General features: G+C 37.3%; 16 protein-coding genes and 1 tRNA gene. 6 read left to right on the top strand and 11 right to left on the bottom strand.

Annotated elements, in window-relative coordinates:
- Position 1 precedes the first annotated feature (1 nt).
- A tRNA-Leu gene (locus tag HY063_05685) sits at positions 2-86 on the top strand.
- Between the two features lie 69 nt (positions 87-155).
- Positions 156-1,088: a hypothetical protein gene (locus HY063_05690; protein ID MBI3501269.1), complete on the top strand. Its 933-nt coding sequence runs from the start codon at positions 156-158 to the stop codon at positions 1,086-1,088.
- Here HY063_05690 and HY063_05695 read toward each other — a convergent pair.
- Complete coding sequence (locus HY063_05695; GenBank protein ID MBI3501270.1) at positions 1,085-1,792, bottom strand: queuosine precursor transporter; 708 nt, start codon at positions 1,790-1,792, stop codon at positions 1,085-1,087. The two genes, HY063_05690 and HY063_05695, sit on opposite strands and share 4 nt — an antisense overlap.
- 35 nt (positions 1,793-1,827) lie before the next feature.
- Here HY063_05695 and HY063_05700 point away from each other — a divergent pair, with 35 nt between their 5' ends.
- Positions 1,828-2,274 (top strand): NUDIX domain-containing protein, encoded by a 447-nt coding sequence (locus tag HY063_05700; protein MBI3501271.1) that lies wholly within the window; start codon positions 1,828-1,830, stop codon positions 2,272-2,274.
- Here HY063_05700 and HY063_05705 read toward each other — a convergent pair.
- Together HY063_05705 and HY063_05710 are read right to left on the bottom strand one after the other, a co-directional pair.
- Complete coding sequence (locus HY063_05705; protein ID MBI3501272.1) at positions 2,262-2,837, bottom strand: hypothetical protein; 576 nt, start codon at positions 2,835-2,837, stop codon at positions 2,262-2,264. The genes HY063_05700 and HY063_05705 overlap by 13 nt on opposite strands.
- A 55-nt stretch (positions 2,838-2,892) precedes the next feature.
- Positions 2,893-4,101 (bottom strand): DUF1343 domain-containing protein, encoded by a 1,209-nt coding sequence (locus HY063_05710; GenBank protein ID MBI3501273.1) that lies wholly within the window; start codon positions 4,099-4,101, stop codon positions 2,893-2,895.
- Positions 4,102-4,154: 53 nt separating this feature from the next.
- On the opposite strand from HY063_05710, the gene HY063_05715 reads away from it, so the two are divergent.
- Positions 4,155-5,375, top strand: coding sequence for an ABC transporter permease (locus tag HY063_05715; protein ID MBI3501274.1), 1,221 nt, complete (start codon positions 4,155-4,157; stop codon positions 5,373-5,375).
- Here the strand turns inward: HY063_05715 and HY063_05720 are convergent.
- Genes HY063_05720 through HY063_05745 form a run of 6 tightly spaced genes read right to left on the bottom strand, consistent with a single transcriptional unit; the run spans position 5,372 to position 12,701 of the window.
- Positions 5,372-6,829, bottom strand: coding sequence for an NAD(P)/FAD-dependent oxidoreductase (locus HY063_05720; GenBank protein ID MBI3501275.1), 1,458 nt, complete (start codon positions 6,827-6,829; stop codon positions 5,372-5,374). The two genes, HY063_05715 and HY063_05720, sit on opposite strands and share 4 nt — an antisense overlap.
- Before the next feature lies 1 nt (position 6,830).
- Positions 6,831-9,086: a hypothetical protein gene (locus HY063_05725; protein ID MBI3501276.1), complete on the bottom strand. Its 2,256-nt coding sequence runs from the start codon at positions 9,084-9,086 to the stop codon at positions 6,831-6,833.
- Between the two features lies 1 nt (position 9,087).
- Entirely contained in the window at positions 9,088-9,780 is a 693-nt protein-coding gene (locus tag HY063_05730) for a class I SAM-dependent methyltransferase (protein MBI3501277.1), read from the bottom strand.
- Positions 9,770-10,510 carry a glycosyltransferase gene (locus tag HY063_05735; GenBank protein MBI3501278.1) on the bottom strand — a complete coding sequence of 247 codons (741 nt, stop codon included), beginning with the start codon at positions 10,508-10,510 and terminating at the stop codon, positions 9,770-9,772. The genes HY063_05730 and HY063_05735 overlap by 11 nt, the downstream gene beginning before the upstream one ends.
- Entirely contained in the window at positions 10,497-11,450 is a 954-nt protein-coding gene (locus HY063_05740; protein ID MBI3501279.1) for a GDP-mannose 4,6-dehydratase, read from the bottom strand. The genes HY063_05735 and HY063_05740 overlap by 14 nt, the downstream gene beginning before the upstream one ends.
- Positions 11,451-12,701 (bottom strand): methyltransferase domain-containing protein, encoded by a 1,251-nt coding sequence (locus tag HY063_05745; protein MBI3501280.1) that lies wholly within the window; start codon positions 12,699-12,701, stop codon positions 11,451-11,453.
- A 124-nt stretch (positions 12,702-12,825) separates the two neighbouring features.
- Here HY063_05745 and HY063_05750 point away from each other — a divergent pair, with 124 nt between their 5' ends.
- Positions 12,826-14,025, top strand: a complete 1,200-nt coding sequence (locus tag HY063_05750) for a T9SS type A sorting domain-containing protein (GenBank protein ID MBI3501281.1) — start codon at positions 12,826-12,828, stop codon at positions 14,023-14,025.
- 147 nt (positions 14,026-14,172) lie between these two features.
- Entirely contained in the window at positions 14,173-15,534 is a 1,362-nt protein-coding gene (locus tag HY063_05755; GenBank protein MBI3501282.1) for a pyridoxal-phosphate dependent enzyme, read from the top strand.
- A 192-nt stretch (positions 15,535-15,726) separates the two neighbouring features.
- Here the strand turns inward: HY063_05755 and HY063_05760 are convergent, their stop codons facing one another.
- A complete protein-coding gene (locus HY063_05760) occupies positions 15,727-16,530 on the bottom strand; it encodes a hypothetical protein (protein ID MBI3501283.1) in 804 nt (267 codons plus the stop codon).
- 3 nt (positions 16,531-16,533) lie between these two features.
- Entirely contained in the window at positions 16,534-16,875 is a 342-nt protein-coding gene (locus HY063_05765; GenBank protein ID MBI3501284.1) for a hypothetical protein, read from the bottom strand.
- Positions 16,876-16,890: the final 15 nt, after the last annotated feature.

The following is a 16,890-nucleotide window of genomic DNA, read 5'->3' on the forward strand; positions in this document are numbered from 1 at the left end:
AGCCCGGGTGGTGGAATTGGCAGACACGTACGTCTCAGAAGCGTATGCCGTAAGGCATGCAGGTTCAAGTCCTGTCCCGGGCACCACTTTTCAATGCTTGTTAATTTTTCTCGCCTTAAAAGAATTTTTTATTTACATTTGTACTTTGCTCCATTATGCGAAAAATTTTACTTCTAACATTATTGTTTTCTCTGATTGTATCTCTTGCCGATGCGCAGCACAAGAGAAGGCGCGGGGGATTCTACAGAAAAAAACCTCCTTACCGTTATGAGTTAATCGGCTCGCTTGGCGTTACAAATTTTCTTGGCGATTTGGGCGGAGCCGATCAAATCGGAACTCATGGCTTTAAAGATTTGGAATTTGTTTTGACTCGTCCTGCTGTAGGTGGAAGCATGCGCTGGAAAATGCAACAATATTTTTCTGTAAAAGGAAATTTGTTCTGGGGAATTCTAAAAGGTGACGACAAACTTACCAAAGAACCATTTCGCAATAACAGAAACTTAAATTTCAAATCAAACATTTTTGAATTAACCGGCCAGGTTGAATTTAATTTCATCAAAGAACAAAAGGGACATATCTACAAAATCAAAGGCGTAAGAGGAATGGCTCACAAAGACCGGCAGATTTATTTATTCGCAGGAGGCGGGGGAGTTTATTTTAATCCCAAAGGAAAATATCTCGATGGAAAATGGTATGCACTTCAGCCGTTTGGCACCGAAGGGCAAGGACTGCCGGGAGAGAAAAAAAAATATGTGCGCATTACAAGTTTAGTTACTACAGGAGCAGGCGCCCGCTTTGCGTTGAACAGATATTGGGGAGTTGGAATGGAATTAGGCATGCGCTGGAGTCATTCCGATTTTATGGATGATGTAAGTGATTCGTACCACACACAAGAAATAAAAGCAAACGGAGGAAGCCCTAAGGCAATTTATTTTGCCGACCCATCGCAAGCAAGCGGTCCATTGCCGGGTTCGGTTTGCGATGGCTGTCAGCGCGGAGATGTGCACCATAAAGATGCTTATATGTTCGCTGTATTTACTGTTGGATATAAAGTCATGTACCGCAAACGCTCCCGCTCCAAGTTTTAATTTTTTTCGAGCGATTCTTCTGCGGCTTCTTCAATTTCTTTTTCCGATTCTTTTTCTCCCAAATATTTATCTATGAGAAAATGCCCCAGATAAATTAATGGCGTAAGCAGAATGGCAAGAATAAGTTTTCCGGAATAATTTGTAAAACCAACATTCAGAAAATTGGAAAAAGAAATTTTTCCCGGCATAAGAAATCCGATTCCCAGAACAATGAAAGAATCTATCAACTGAGAAATCACGGTTGAACCTGTAGTGCGAAGCCATAAAAATTTTTCTTTCGTCAGCGCTCTGAAAAACCAGAATACAAACACATCCATAATTTGTGAAACCAAAAATGCAATAATACTCCCTACAATTATCCACATGGACTGTCCAAAAACAATATTGAATTCCTTATCCTGAACCGGAGAAAATGCAGCGGCAGGAACATTCATTCCTCCATAAAGAAGAAGGAAAGCATAGCCAATCAAGCACGCAGTAATAACCGACAATTTTCTCACTCCTTTTTTGCCGAAATACTCATTAATTAAATCAGTAGAAATAAAAACAATTGGCCATGGCAGAATTCCCATGCTGAATGCAAAATGAAAATCAAAAATATTTATCTCTATGAGTTTGCCGCCAATCATTTCGGCAGTAATTGCGTTTGTCACAAAAAACATAGCAAGTACAACAAAAAGAATTTCTTTTCTGGAATTAAAAATCATGCGGAAGATTGTTTTCTATTTTTGCTTAACAAATGTATCCCATTTTCAATATTCGTGTTTACGGCTTGCTGATTAACGCTCACAACGAAGTGTTAGTAACCGATGAATTCCCTTTCGGAAAAGAGATGACAAAATTTCCCGGAGGAGGATTGCATTTTGGCGAAGGAACTATTGACTGCATCAAAAGGGAATTCAAGGAAGAACTCGGTTGCAAAATAAAAGTGGAAAAACACTTTTACACAACAGATTATTTTCAACCATCTGCATTTCACAAAGACCATCAACTTCTCAGCATTTACTACAATATAAAAATTATTTCTCCTATTAAACTTTCTATTTCGAAAAAGAAATTTGTTCTTGCGAAGAAAGAAGGTGCGCAATCTTTTCGGTGGATTTCCCTGTCAAAAATTTCAGAAAAAGATTTTACTTTCCCTGTTGATAAGAAAGTTGCGGAAATGCTGCGGAGTTATGAGGATTGAGATAATTGCTTAACAACAAATTTTTCTACCACTTGGTATAATTGCAGCGGGTTAAAAGTTCGCCAGGAAATTTCATTGAGTTTTTCTGATGAAAGAAAATATTGCAGAACATTTATTTTTTCAAATTCATTCAGCACATGATTTCTGAAACCGAGCAATGCAATCCATCCATCGGAATTATCTTCATTCCATTCTTCATAGTAGGATTCATCTGAATAATGAAAGTTGAGAATGTTTTCTCCTATGAGAATAAATTTTTTAATTCCGCTTCCCATTAACTTATCAATAATGTCGCGCTTTAAAAACATGATGTCATTGTGCAGGCAATAATTCCATTCACCAAGCATTTCAATGACGGCAAATTTTTCATCATAATCTGCAAAAAGAATTTTTATGAAAAGAGTTGGCGAACCGATTTCGTCCCACTGCGGATGAATGCAATATCCGTAAATTGAATTGGTAAATTCAAACTCGCTGAATTCTCTTCCAAAAAATGGCGAACGTTCATCCTCTTCTGCGGAATATAAATTTCTCCAGTTAAAATGCGGTTCGATATCATGCATGAGAATCTTCTTCTGAAATTTTCTCCTTAAAGATAATTATTTTTTCTCAGATTTTTTATTCAAAATCAGGATAGAGAAGATATTTTTTTCTAACCTCTTTAAATTTTTTCAATGCCAGTTCCCACGAAGCACGGATTTCTTCTTCCGTTTTTCCATCTATGATTTGCTTCTTGAGCGTTTCATTCCCCGCAAGGTTATTGAAATAGATATTGAAAAACTTTTCTTTCAAGGAACTTGTATTATAAAGATTCAAAATCCAAAAAAGATAAATTCTCTTGTAATATTTTACGTACATCTCGCCATAATTTGAAACATCATAACCCCAGCATAATTTATCTTTGTAAGGAGGATTTTCACTTGCATTCTGAATTGATGCGGGAGTGAAAGCAAATGCAGTTCCCTTCATTTCAGGATAACCAAAAATCTGAAACGGCTTATCAGTTCCCCGCCCAACACTCACCATTGTTCCCTCAAACAAACAAAGCGAAGGATATAAATAAACCGAAGACATATTCGGAAGATTGGGCGATGGTTTCACAGGAAGTTGATATAAATCATTGTGAGAATAATTTTCAATTGGAATCACCGTGAGATTGCATTGCACTCCGTTCGCCAGCCATTTTTCTCCGTTAATCATTTTTGCGTATTCACCAATTGTCATTCCGTAAACAATCGGAACAGGATGCAATCCGGAAAAAGATTTCCATTTTGATTCAAGCACCGGACCATCTATATAATATCCATTCGGATTCGGGCGGTCGAGAAGAATTAATTGTTTTTTATTTTCCGCACACGCTTCCATCACATAATGAAGCGTAGATAAATAAGTATAGAAGCGCGCGCCCACATCCTGCAAATCGAAAAGAACCACATCCACATCTTTCAAATCATCCGCCTTGGGTTTAAAATTTTTTCCATAGAGAGAAATCACCGGAAGTTTTGTCTGCTCGTCAATATTGTTTTTAAATTTTTCTCCGGCACCTTCATTTCCCCTGAACCCATGTTCAGGCGCAAAAATTTTTTTCACCTTTATTCCTGATTTCAGAAGTGTATCCACAAGGTGAGTGTTCTTAACCAGCGAAGCGGGATGAGCGACCACCGCAATTCGTTTATCTTTTAACAAAGAAAAATAGTTGCCAGTTTGTTCGGCTCCAACTTTTAAATCGGCAGAGGTTTTATCCTGAAGTTTTATAGGAAGTGCAAATTGCGAAAAGCAGTAAACTGTAAACAATAGATAATACACAAAAGTCACATGAAATCGCATAGAGAAATTTCTAAATTAGTACATTAGTAGAGATTAGTAATTTAGTAGGGCAAATGAACACGGAATTTTTCATTTCAAAAAAAATTATTTCGGGCAATAAAGGTTTTTCAAAACCAATTGTAAATATAGCCATTCTCGGAATTGCACTCGGCCTCATCGTGATGATTCTCACGCTTGCAATTGTAACAGGATTTCAAAAAGAAATCCGCGAGAAAGTAATTGGTTTCGGCTCGCATATTCAAATTACCAACTATGAAAATAATGAATCGTTCGAAAGTTCCAGCATTGACCGCAATCAACCTTTTCTTTCTGGGCTGAAAAAAAATTCTTCCATAAAGCACATACAAAGTTTTGCAACCAAAGCAGGAATCATAAAAACAAAAGATGAACTGCAGGGAGTGATTGTAAAAGGAATCGGCAGCGATTTCGACTGGGAATTTTTCAAAAAAAATATTGTGGAAGGGGAACTATTCGCAGTTTCTGATTCGGTAAAGTCAGATAAAATTCTGATTTCAAAATTTCATAAAGAAAAATTAAAACTGAAACTGAATGATACCATTGTCATTTACTTCATCGAAAATCAGCAGCAGCGCGCGAGAAAATTTTCTATCAGCGGAATTTATTCTACCGGGCTTGGCGATATGTTTGACCAAGTATATGTGATTGCGGATATCGCGCATATTCAGAAATTAAATAACTGGAACCAAAACCAAGTTGCGGGGTTTGAAGTTTTGCTGAATGACTATGAAAAATTAGATGCTACCACCGAATATGTAAATGAAACTATCGGTTATAATTTTCTCGCCAGAAGCATTAAAGACCTCAACCGCCAGATTTTTTCATGGCTCGATGCGCAGGATATCAATGCAGTGGTTGTAATTATGCTTATGGCTTTGGTTGCTGCCATTAATATGATTTCCGCATTGCTTGTTCTCATTCTCGAACGAACAAATATGATTGGCATCTTAAAAGCGCTCGGCATGGCAAACCGGAATGTGCGGAAAATTTTTCTTTACAATGCAGGTTTTTTAATCGGAAGAGGGTTGCTTTTGGGAAATATCATTGGAATTTCTTTTTGCCTTCTGCAAAAATATTTTCACCTGATTCCACTCGATGAAAGAACATATTATCTTTCTTACATTCCAATTAATCTGAATTTACTTCATGTATTATTATTGAATGTGGGAACATTCATCGTTTGCTTTATAATGTTGCTTCTACCTTCCTACATTATCACTTACATTACTCCAGTAAAGGCGATGCGCTTTACTTAAATTTTATTTGGAATTTTTCTTCCGCCTTCATCTGTTCGTTCACCGCTTTCAATATATTCTGCATCCTGATTTACTTTCCACACATCAAATAATTCCTTTCCTGCAATAATATTTTTTGCCGCAAGCATGGCAGTCATCATGCTGTGGTCTTGATTATTGTATTTATGCATTCCGTTTCGCCCTATAAGATACAAGCCCGGATATTTTTTTAAAGTATTTTTTATTATTTCAATATTGTCTTTATAATTTTTATCATAGACAGGATATGCTTTTTGCTGGCGAACAACACATGCATCTAAAATATCTTCTTCTCTTGCCAATCCAATCTGCATTAATTCTTTTTTTGCAAGCGAAATCAAATCAGCATCAGAACTATTCCATAAATTATCTCCTTCGAAACAAAAATATTCCATGCTGTAGCAAGTAGTGGATTCATCGGGAATCATATAAGGACTCCATGCTTTGAAATTCTGAATGCGTCCGACTTTCACCTGCGAATCGTGAATATAAATCCAGTTGTCGGTAAATTTTTTCCTGTCTTTCAAAATGAAAACTACTGTTAAAAAATCACGATGGTTTAATTGTCTTGCCGCAACAACTGCGTCTTCTGGAAAAAAAGGAAAAATATTTGGAATAAGTTCCCGAATCGGAGCGGATGAAAGAACATAATCAAAATCTTTTTCGTTTTCGCCATTAGAAAGAGCAGCGCTCCATTTATTTTTTTCATAGTTCAATTTTGTGACAGCAGCGTTCATTTTTATTTCTGCCCCAAAAGATTTTGCTTTCTCTGCACAAACTTTCCACATTTGCCCGGGACCATATTTCGGATAGCGAAAGGAATCAATAAGAGTTTTTATAATTGCATTTTTATCGTTAGAATTTTTTGCGGGAAATAAAGCATTTAAAATTGCGCTGCTTAGTGAAAGCCCTTTGATTCGCTGTGCTGCCCAGTCAGCAGAAATTTCTTTGCAGGAAATGCCCCAGACCTTTTCCGTATATGTTTTAAAAAAAATCCGGTATAATCTTTTTCCGAATTGGTTACATACCCATTCTTCAAAGTTTGTTGGATTTTCATAGGGGAAAATTTTTATCTGCACATAACTAAGCACACAAAGAAAAGATTCCCATAAACCAAGATTCGGAAGCGCTTCTTTTGCAATTAATGGATAAGTGAAAAACTTTTTGTTGTAATAAATTTTAGAACTTCTTTTTCGCTCGAGCATTTCATTGCCTAAAATTTCTGTCCAGAAATCTTCTACTTCACTACTCTTCGAAAAAAAACGATGTCCTCCAATATCGAAATGGTAACCTTTGTAAGTTTCCGTTCGTGAAATTCCGCCAACATACTGCGGATTTTTTTCAAGCACAATTACTGATTGTCCTGCTTTTCCTAAAATATATGCCGCTGTTAATCCTGCCGGGCCGGCACCGATGATGAGAACTCTTTTTGACACGTTAAGAAGTTGCTTTCTTCAGTAAATCATCGGTGAGATTAATGCCGCGGGCGCGAATATCATTCGGAGAAACACCTTTCTTTAAAACAATCTTCAAATTATTCAGCAAACAATTTTCGTCTTTTTTATTCTGACATAAAATCATAAGGTTCAAATATCCCTGAACAAAATTGGGATTGAGTTGAATTGTTTTATTCCACAATTCTTCCGCTTTATTCATATCTTTTTTGAAATTCAGATAACAAATGCCGAGATCGCTGTACGCGTCCAGATTATTCGGATTAAGCTCAATTGTTTTTTCCCATGCCCACATTGCTGAATCACTTTTTAGTTGCTGGTAGAAAATCATTCCGAGTTGAAAGTATGCCTCATCGTTTTTCAAATTCAAATCAATTTCTTTTTGAAATTCTCTTTTTGCTTGGTCTAAATTATTTTTTTTCATAAACAGCAATCCTCTGCAATTATGAAAACCATTATACGGTTTCTCTGTTGCATTACTTTCTATTTTAGCAAGAACTTTTTCGCAATCATCTAACTTATTTTGCTGTAGCAATCCGTTTGCAAGTGAAATATAATTCATCATGCGCCCATCTGTTAATGGCGTATCATTTGCTAAATCCCTATTCAAATCAAATTTATGTGCAAGGAAAACTGAAAAATTTTCATCCGCAACAATGCTTCCTTTAAAATCAGCAAGGTGAGAAAAGTAAATGTCGCCAATCATGGACGTATTTAAATCAAAATTGAGAACCACAAGAGTAGTGTCATTGATCTTTGAAATCCTTGAAAGCATACGATTCATTGCCTGATTAATATCAGTTGTATAATTCTTCTTTGTCCATATAGGAAAAGTGCTCGTTGTATCTCTTTCGGGATAATAGAAAGGTTTACGGGTGAATGCAGAAATGGGTGATATAGCATAATCAATAAATCCGGCAGCCGAAAATCGCTGAAGATTCTTTTCTACAATAAACTTTCCAGTTCTCTCAACAGAAGAAAAATCGTTTACAAAATCCTTACAGAACGCAACTCCGGCTGCAAATACATTTACGGATAAAAAGAAAGCCATCACCTGGTTTTGATATTTCTGAATATTCATTTGTTCATTCCATTTCGTTAGTAGAGGGATTGTGACTTTTTTCTTCTCGGGAAAATATTTCAAAAGCCAAAAAGAAATAATAAAAACTATAAAAAGAAATCCATGGTATCGCGTACCATTGATATAAAAAATAGAAGGATTCAGATAAGAGAAAAATAAAATTCCAAAAGTTCCCGCTGTGTAAAACAAAAGGACGGTTGTCTTTTTTGAAAAAAGTAAAACGCTGTAAATCAAAAAAACAAGCGAACAGACGGTGAGAAAATTTTTTGTTCCTGTGCCAATGTCACCTTTATTTATAAAATTAGAATTCCAGAAATGCACTTCCGATAAATCGGGAATTGGAATAAATCCTGACCACACACGCCTGAGTATTTCGAAGGCTCGATTAAAATCCACACTCACATACCATTCCGTATTGTACACGCTGTCCGGAGGAGGAGAAATTGATTTCATTGCCACCCAGATTGAAAAAAGAATAATAGCCACCGCCCATCCGGTATATTTTATTTTTATTTTTTTCTTTCCATCCTGCATTTCATCAAAATAATAATTGGCGAGAATAAAAATCAGAAGAGAAATAGAAAGAATGGCTCCGAAACCACCTGTTGCATTGGCAAGAAAAAAAATCACAATGGCAAGTGGAATATTTACATTCCAATATTTCCTGTATAAAGCACAGAATAAAAAAAGAAAGAAAATGGTGAGCGAGTATCCCCGACTGATGATTCCATATTCGTAAACGATATAATATCCCGCACAGAAAAGTAATTTCTGTAATAAATTAAAAGGGGCATAGCGAAGAAAAATATATACGGAACCAATTGCAATACACGTATGAGCAATCTGAACAATCACAGGATTAAGAGAAATCTTGCTGAGAAAATGAAGAATCAAATACCAGATGTATGGGTTCGAACCCATTTTCATGTTATGAAAAAAATCTGAAAGTGATTGGCTGAAACTTCCGATGAGCCATGGCTCTATTTCATCCCGCCACATTTCATGTCTGGATATTCCGAGCAAAACAATGGCAGAGTAAAAAATGAGTATCAAAAAAAGATACAAAGCATTTTTATTTCCTGCCTCAGGAAAAATTTTGTTGAAAAAATTATTTTTTGTTTCCGGTATAGGAACTGGAGTATTTCCTTTGCTCTTCATTTCAGGGCTTTTCGGCTACAATAACTGCCTGGGTAAAAATATCTCTAATGCCAAAATAATATTCTATTATTCTAAAACCCGCTTTTTCAAAAGTATCAACAGCATGTTTTTTCGACTTTACTCTGGTAATTTCATCCGGATGCAATTTTATTTTCATTCTAAAAATTTTGTTCAGAATAAAATGTGCGCCATCGAGAACAAAAACCGTGAAACCAAAAGTAGGCGGCCATAAAATCAAAATTCTTCCTTTAGGTTTAAGCACGCGCTTGCTTTCAATCAGTATCTGATGAATTTCATCCTGGGTAAAATGTTCGAGCACACCAAGATTATATAATCCATCAAAAGTATTATCTGCAAATGGCAATTCAAAAATATTTCCCTGCACGGTAATACTGTTTTCTCCATGAACTTTTTTATAAATCCTCAATGCATTTCGGGAAATATCAAGAGCGGTGATATCGATATGCCTGGCTATATCTACATCCACCTGCCCGCTTCCGCAGCCGGCATGGAGAACTTTTATTCCCTCTAAAAAATATTTTCTTACAAAATGATTCAGAATATTTTTTACAATCAGCCTCCGATAAATTCCTGCAAGAAAATCGTAAACTGCATTGCCGGTTTTGTCTTTATCAGCCCAGTAAATGTCCCAGTCCTGTTCTACAATTTTATGTTTTTCAATTTCAGTTATCATTAAGTGTCAAAGATTTTTTACTAAAAGTTTTTCTTTTGTACAAGTCCCATAAAAACATTAAACTTTTCCACGCATCATTCCACGACATTTTGGATGTACCGTAAGTTCTTGAAGGGAGTTCAATCGGAATTTCAAAAATGCGCACTTTATTGTAATTCATTATAAACAAACTTTCAAAAAAAAATGAATACCCGGGAGATTTTATAAGTTGAAATAACTTCTGATCAATGTTTTTCAGATTGTATAACCTGAATGCACCGCTTGCATCGTATGGCATATCAAGCAACGTAACAGTTAAAAAATGTCCGAAGTGAGTTAATGTCTTTCTGAATAAGTTCCAACTTGCCAGACTGTGCTTTTTCATATACCGAGAACCAACAACAATTTCCGCCTTGTCTGAAGATTGAATAAAATTAAAGATGTAAGAAGGCGAATGTGTAAAATCACAATCCATGGTAATCAATACTTCATATTTTTTTTCATATGCCCAGGCAATTCCTTCCTGATGCGCACTTCCGATTCCTGATTTTTTTGAACGATGAATTACAAAAACATTCGGATGCGCATTAGCAAGTTTATCTATTACTTCTCCGGTACCATCCGGAGAATTATCATCCAGAAATAAAATATCTGCACCAAGATTAAAAGATTTTATTTCAAGAAAAATTCTTCCGACATTTTCAACTTCATTATAAGTTGGAATAAATATGAGTGTTTTATTTTCCGACATACTTTTTCAACTCTTCATCAACCAGAATTTTTACCATGGAGTTAAAATTAACTTTAGGTTTCCATCCTGCAACTTCGCATATTTTATTGTTATTGCCAAAAAGATTTTTCTTTTGCTTTTTCGTAATCAGCAATGGATTTATTTTTATATATTTTTTCCAATCCAATTCAAGATACGTAAAAACAGCTTCAACAAAATTTTTTATGCTATGAAGTTCTCCGCTTGAAATAACAAAATCATCCGGATGATTAATCTGCATCATCTGATAAGCTGCTTCCATATAGTCGGGTGCATATCCCCAATCAATCTGTGATTCAATATTTCCTAATTCTAATTCACTTTTTTTATTTTTTTTAATTGCCACTGCTGTTTCAACAATTTTTTTCGAAACATATTTTGATTCGCGTAAAGGAGATTCGTGATTGTAAAAAATACCTACACTCGCAAAAATGCTATGGCTTTCTCTGTAAAAATGGCTTGCATGAAAACCCGCGGTTTTGGTTATTCCATATACGCAATTTGGATTTATCGGAGTGTTTTCATCCTGAGGGAAGTTTGCAGGACTTCCGAAAATATGGGAAGAAGCTGCGTAAAAAATTTTTGTTTTGGGAGAATTTAATCTAACCGATTCGAGAAAATTTATATATGCTTTTACATTTACATCGCAGCTTTTTTGAAATAATTCCCCATCTTCTATTTCTTTATCAGCAGATGATTGATGAACAGCCGCAAGAAAATAAATCTCATCCGGAAGAAAATTTTTTATTACAGGTGAAACCTGTTTAGGATTGCAAATATCAACTTTATTAAAAGCAAGGCTTCCTTCAGAAGAAACAGAACTGCCGGAAATTCCAATCAAAGAATATTTTTTTTCTTTAAGAAGATTATATAAATATGTTCCGTCCTGCCCGGTATGCCCTACAATGATTGCTCTTTTCATTCAACCGAATATTTCAATTTTTGGAAGCGGAAAAATAAATTTACCTCCAGCGCGTAAGAATTCTTTTTCTTTTTTAAGAATTCCTTCTCTGAAATGCCAGGGAAGCACTAAAAAATAATCTAGCTTCATTTTGCGTGCTTCTTTTTCAGAGATAATTGGAATATGAGTAAAAGGCGTAAACGACCCAAATTTATCTTCATTTACCTCCGCAATAAAAGGGATTTCATTTGTAGTTAAACCACAATACTGAAGAATAACATTTCCTTTGGTGGAAGCACCATAACCAAATATTTTTTTCCCTTGCTGATTAAGATTTACAATTAATTCCGAAAGTTCTTTTTTATGCTTCAAAACATTTTGCTTGAATTCTTCATAAGGCGTAAGAGACTTAAACTTTAGTTGATTTTCCTTCTTTTCAATTTTTGCAACCGATGCATTTGCTTGATATTTTGATTTCTGTTTTGCAACAGTTATTCTGAAACTTCCCCCGTTAATATCATTTAACTCCACATCAATAATTTTAAAACCTACTTTTTCCATCATCCATTTTATCTGGCATAAAGAATAGTACTCGAGATGTTCATGGCAAATGGTATCATACGCATTCACTTCAAGCATGAGTGGAAGATAACTTTGCTCAAAAACCCAAATGCCGTCATCAGCGAGAGAATCATAAATGTCTTTTACAAATGCGATCGGATTTTCCAAATCATAGAACATTGCAATGGATGTAATCACCTTTGCTTTTTTACCGGGAAATTTTTTCTTCACATTTTCATAGGAGAAAAAATCGGGAATCAAGTCAATATGTTTTGGATAATATTGCTTGAATTTTATTCCGGTAGGATCAACTCCAGCGAGTGTTAAATTACTGGGATATTGTTGAAGAGTGGTGCTGTCGTTGCTTCCGATATCAATAACCAAATCGTCCTTTTTAAAATCAATAATAGTTTTTATGTATTTGACAATGTCTTTCAAATGCTGGACCATGGATTGATTCAAACCGGAACGATAACCGTAATTCACTCCATACATTTCACTCAAATCATAAGAATGCCGTAACTGCACCAAATGGCAGACATCATCATCGGAATTTAAAGGATGACATTTCACTAATTCCAAAGGACCTGAAGTAATTTTTTCTGATTTATTTTTAGGAAAAACTCCAGTCAGTGCCTGTTCGCCAAGATTGATGAGAGAAACAAGATTTGTGTTTCCGCAGATTCTGCATTTAGAAATTGTGGTATACATTTTTTACCAAAAAACAAGTGAAGCCGAATATACTTTAAATTCTAATATCAAAAATGTTTTAACAATGTTGGAATAGGACGGGTTTAAGGTAGTTAATTTCTTTACTTTTGTAAAAAAAAATTACATGAAAATAAAATTACTCTTTTCGTTTATTCTTTTTTCATTGTTTGCAAAAGCACAAAATGTGTGGACTCAAAAGTCAAACTTTGGAGGAACAGCGAGAAATCTTGCTGTTGGTTTTTCCATAGGAAGCAAGGGCTATATTGGCACAGGTTCAGACGGTTCAGATAAACAGGATTTTTGGGAATGGAATCAAGCGACTGATACATGGTCGCAAAAAGCAACTTTTTCCGGAGCTGCGAGAACAGATGCTGTTGGTTTTTCCATTGGCATTAAGGGATATATTGGAACAGGAGGTGCTGCGTTTGGCGGTCCCTACTATAATGATTTGTGGGAATACAATCAGGGGAATAATACCTGGGCGCAAAAAGCAAACTTTGGCGGAACGGCAAGATTCAGGGCTACAGGATTTTCAATCGGGACAAAGGGATATATAGGCACTGGTTATGATGGTTCGTTCAAAAAAGATTTCTGGGAATGGGACCAGGTAACAGATTCATGGACACAGCGCGCATCTTTTGGAGGTGCTGCAAGATGGGATGCAATTGGTTTTTCAATTGGCACAAAAGGATATATTGGTTGCGGCTATGCATCAAGTATTGCGGTAAATGATTTTTGGGAATGGGATCAAGCATCCAATTCATGGACATCAAAAGCAAACGTGGGCACGAACACACTTTCCGCTCCTGCTGCTTTTTCATTTGGAGGAAAAGGGTATGTAGGAACAGGCGCGCATGATCCGGGTCCGACTTTCTTCGATGCATTTTGGGAGTATGATCCAATGACAAATGTTTGGACGCAACGCGCAAATTTTGGAGGAGGACCAAGATCTGATGCAGTTGGTTTTTCAATTGGAAGCCGAGGATATATTGGCACAGGTGCTAATAGCAGCGGAAAGTTCAATGACTTTTGGGAATATGCAGCGATTAATGATGGCATAAAAGAAGAAGAGAAAATAAAAATTGAATGCAATATTTTTCCCAACCCTTTTTCAGAATATATTTTACTGGAAATTTCTTCGGATGTATTTTTGAAAGATAAGCAACTAAAAATTTTTGATTTGTCAGGAAAAGAAGTTCGCAGTGCAGTATTTTTGCAGCCGCAGGTGATTATTGAACGAGAAAACCTTCAAAGCGGAGTTTATTTTTATGAAATCATTTCTGAAAATAAAATGATTGCAAGCGGAAAATTGATAGCAGAATAAAAAATATTCCCGGCTATTTCAGATTTAACATTCAATTTATTTTATGATGCTGACAGCTATCCGAAATCGCTGCGGTGTGCATATATTTCCTTGCTTCAAGAATCTCCCATTCAAAAATTTCTACCTTCGTCCTCTTATTTTTTTGTTATGAAGATATTCAATAACATTCTCGAAACCATTGGCAACACTCCGCTGGTGAAACTTAACAGCGTTACAAAAGATGTGAAAGCAACCGTGCTTGCCAAAGTAGAAACATTCAATCCCGGAAATTCCATTAAGGATAGAATGGCAGTGAAGATGATTGAAGATGCGGAGAAAAAAGGTTTGCTCAAGCCCGGCTACACAATTATTGAAGGAACTTCAGGTAACACAGGAATGGGTTTGGCGATTGCCGCAATCGTGAAAGGATATAAATGTGTTTTCACTACCACAGATAAACAGTCCAAAGAAAAAGCCGATGCATTGAAAGCTTTTGGAGCCGAAGTAATTGTTTGTCCAACGAATGTTGACCCCGAAGACCCTCGCTCGTATTATTCCGTTTCATCTCGGCTTGAAAAAGAAATTCCGAATTCGTGGAAAGCAAATCAGTACGATAATCTTTCCAACTCGCAGGCGCATTATGAAACTACGGGTCCTGAAATCTGGGAGCAGACGGGAGGAAAAGTTGACCACTTGGTTGTTGGCGTTGGAACGGGCGGAACTATTTGCGGCACGGGAAAATTTCTGAAAGAAAAAAATCCGAAACTCAAAGTGTGGGGCATTGATACTTACGGTTCTGTTTTCAAAAAATATAAAGAGACGGGGATTTTCGACAAGAATGAAATTTATCCGTACATCACCGAAGGTATTGGCGAAGATTTTCTTCCGAAGAATGTTGACTTCAGCATCATAGACCATTTTGAAAAAGTGACGGACAAAGACGCTGCGATGTTTACGCGTGAAATTGTTCGGCAGGAAGGAATTTTCATAGGCAACTCTGCCGGCTCTGCCATTGCGGGTTTGCTTCAACTGAAAAATAATTTCAAGGCGGGAGAAGTTGTCGTTGTAATTTTTCACGACCACGGCACACGCTATCTCGGCAAAATGTTCAACGATGAGTGGATGCGTGAAAAGGGCTTCTTCGATAAAAAAGGATTGACTGCTAAAGATTTGGTAGCAGGAAAAAAATCTGGAATCATTTCAGTGGAAGCAAGCGCAACCATTGAGAGCACGGTGGAATTGATGAGCAAAAATGATTTCTCACAAATTCCTGTTACAAAAGACGGGCGCATTGTCGGCTCCATCAGCGAGCGCCATCTTTTCCGAAACATTCTTGACCATCCTGACATCACCGAAAAACCGGTGGAGACAATTATGCAGCAAGCGTTTCCGTTTGTAGATATTTCCACGCCCATTGACTCGCTCAGCAAAATGATTACTTCTGAAATTCACGCGGTACTCGTGCGCGATTTTAAATTGGACGACACCTTCATCATCACCCGAAACGATATTCTCAAAGCGCTCTGTTAATTAATGTAAGTTGCCACCTATTGAATGATAGGAATTGATAAAATAATGCAAATGCCGCGAACAAATGCGAACACCGCGAATTTTTCTTTGCATTTTGTTCGCAGTGTTCGCATACTCCCGATAGCTATCGGGACGCATTTTTCGCATGATGTTATCCATATAAATGACCATTATTGAAGGTAGCAACTTGCGTTAATTAATGAGCGCGCTCTTCACAGGACCAATCCCAATCGGCTTTTTGGTTGCCTTGCTTATGTACACCGGAATGTAATGTTCGGTTTTTCCTTTGAGCGGAGCAGGCGGAGGACCGGGCGCGGTGGGGTCGGGCGTAAAGTCGTGCGTGAATTTTCTTTTCACCGCTTGTCCGAGGTAGCCGCCTCCCCGTGAAATCAATTCGGCAAGAGAAGCGGGCGCGGTGGGCGTTGCGCTCAGGTCGGTGAGTCCGAAAATATCTATGCGGAGAATATCTTTGCGAAGCGCCTTTTTGTTGCTCACGCTGTCGTGAAGGAGGAGGATTTGTATATTGTGCGTGTTCACATCTATTTTCATAATTACGGGAACGCTTTCGGTGTTTGCCGCTATGGTTCTGGCAGTGGAGGAACTCACATGCCCTGTGTCCTGCCCTTTTATTCCGAAGAGCAGGGTTTTCGCTTTTGCAATTCTGTCCACATCACCCGTAAGCGCTGCTTCTGCCTGCGGAGCCCACAGGCGGGTGATGGTATTCTGAACCGCGTCTAACTTTTTATTGATTTTGTCGGTGAGCGCTTTTTCGAGCGCACGGGCGGCATCGCGCTGAACAATGAGCCCGGTGTTGGGGTCGTTGATTACGGCAATATCGGTTTGAACCGATGAAGCCGCGGGATTTAAACCGGGAACAAAACCGGAATTATCGGCTTCGGCTTTTGCCATATCCACTTCTTTTTGGAGTCGTCCTTCTTCCGTTTGAGGAAAGTTTACGGTAAGGATGAATTTTTTGTCTAATTTTTTGTGCGCCATTGTTTATTGGTTTATTGGGTTGATTATGTGATTGAGGTAATTGAATGTTTGAAATTTCAAAGATTTTGCAGTTTTCGGCTCGCAACTCCGAGTTCCCGAGTCGTCTGGAAGCGTTCCAGTTAAACTTTCCCGGCTTCCAGTTAAACTTTCCCGGCTTCCGGTTAAACATTCCATCGTTCCCGTTAGAGTGGGAATCATTTTCATTGAAGCGGGAATCGTTCCCGTTAAAGAAGGAAACATCCCCATTGAAGCGGGGAGCGTTTTCATTAGAGTGGGGAAGCGTCCCATTGAACCGGGCAAGTATCCCATTGAAGCAGGATTCATTCCCATTAAAGCAGGGAGCATTCCCGCTTTAGCAAA

Source organism: Bacteroidota bacterium, from assembly GCA_016195025.1.
In the GTDB taxonomy this organism is placed as follows: domain Bacteria; phylum Bacteroidota; class Bacteroidia; order Palsa-948; family Palsa-948; genus Palsa-948.

Coding starts and splice junctions, on each gene's coding strand:
- HY063_05690 (MBI3501269.1), top strand. CDS start 156: ATGCGAAAAATTTTACTTCTAACATTATTGTTTTCTCTGATTGTATCT.
- HY063_05755 (MBI3501282.1), top strand. CDS start 14,173: ATGAAGATATTCAATAACATTCTCGAAACCATTGGCAACACTCCGCTG.
- HY063_05760 (MBI3501283.1), bottom strand. CDS start 16,530: ATGGCGCACAAAAAATTAGACAAAAAATTCATCCTTACCGTAAACTTT.
- HY063_05765 (MBI3501284.1), bottom strand. CDS start 16,875: ATGCTCCCTGCTTTAATGGGAATGAATCCTGCTTCAATGGGATACTTG.
- HY063_05745 (MBI3501280.1), bottom strand. CDS start 12,701: ATGTATACCACAATTTCTAAATGCAGAATCTGCGGAAACACAAATCTT.
- HY063_05735 (MBI3501278.1), bottom strand. CDS start 10,510: ATGTCGGAAAATAAAACACTCATATTTATTCCAACTTATAATGAAGTT.
- HY063_05705 (MBI3501272.1), bottom strand. CDS start 2,837: ATGCATGATATCGAACCGCATTTTAACTGGAGAAATTTATATTCCGCA.
- HY063_05710 (MBI3501273.1), bottom strand. CDS start 4,101: ATGCGATTTCATGTGACTTTTGTGTATTATCTATTGTTTACAGTTTAC.
- HY063_05730 (MBI3501277.1), bottom strand. CDS start 9,780: ATGATAACTGAAATTGAAAAACATAAAATTGTAGAACAGGACTGGGAC.
- HY063_05740 (MBI3501279.1), bottom strand. CDS start 11,450: ATGAAAAGAGCAATCATTGTAGGGCATACCGGGCAGGACGGAACATAT.
- HY063_05700 (MBI3501271.1), top strand. CDS start 1,828: ATGTATCCCATTTTCAATATTCGTGTTTACGGCTTGCTGATTAACGCT.
- HY063_05750 (MBI3501281.1), top strand. CDS start 12,826: ATGAAAATAAAATTACTCTTTTCGTTTATTCTTTTTTCATTGTTTGCA.
- HY063_05725 (MBI3501276.1), bottom strand. CDS start 9,086: ATGAAGAGCAAAGGAAATACTCCAGTTCCTATACCGGAAACAAAAAAT.
- HY063_05715 (MBI3501274.1), top strand. CDS start 4,155: ATGAACACGGAATTTTTCATTTCAAAAAAAATTATTTCGGGCAATAAA.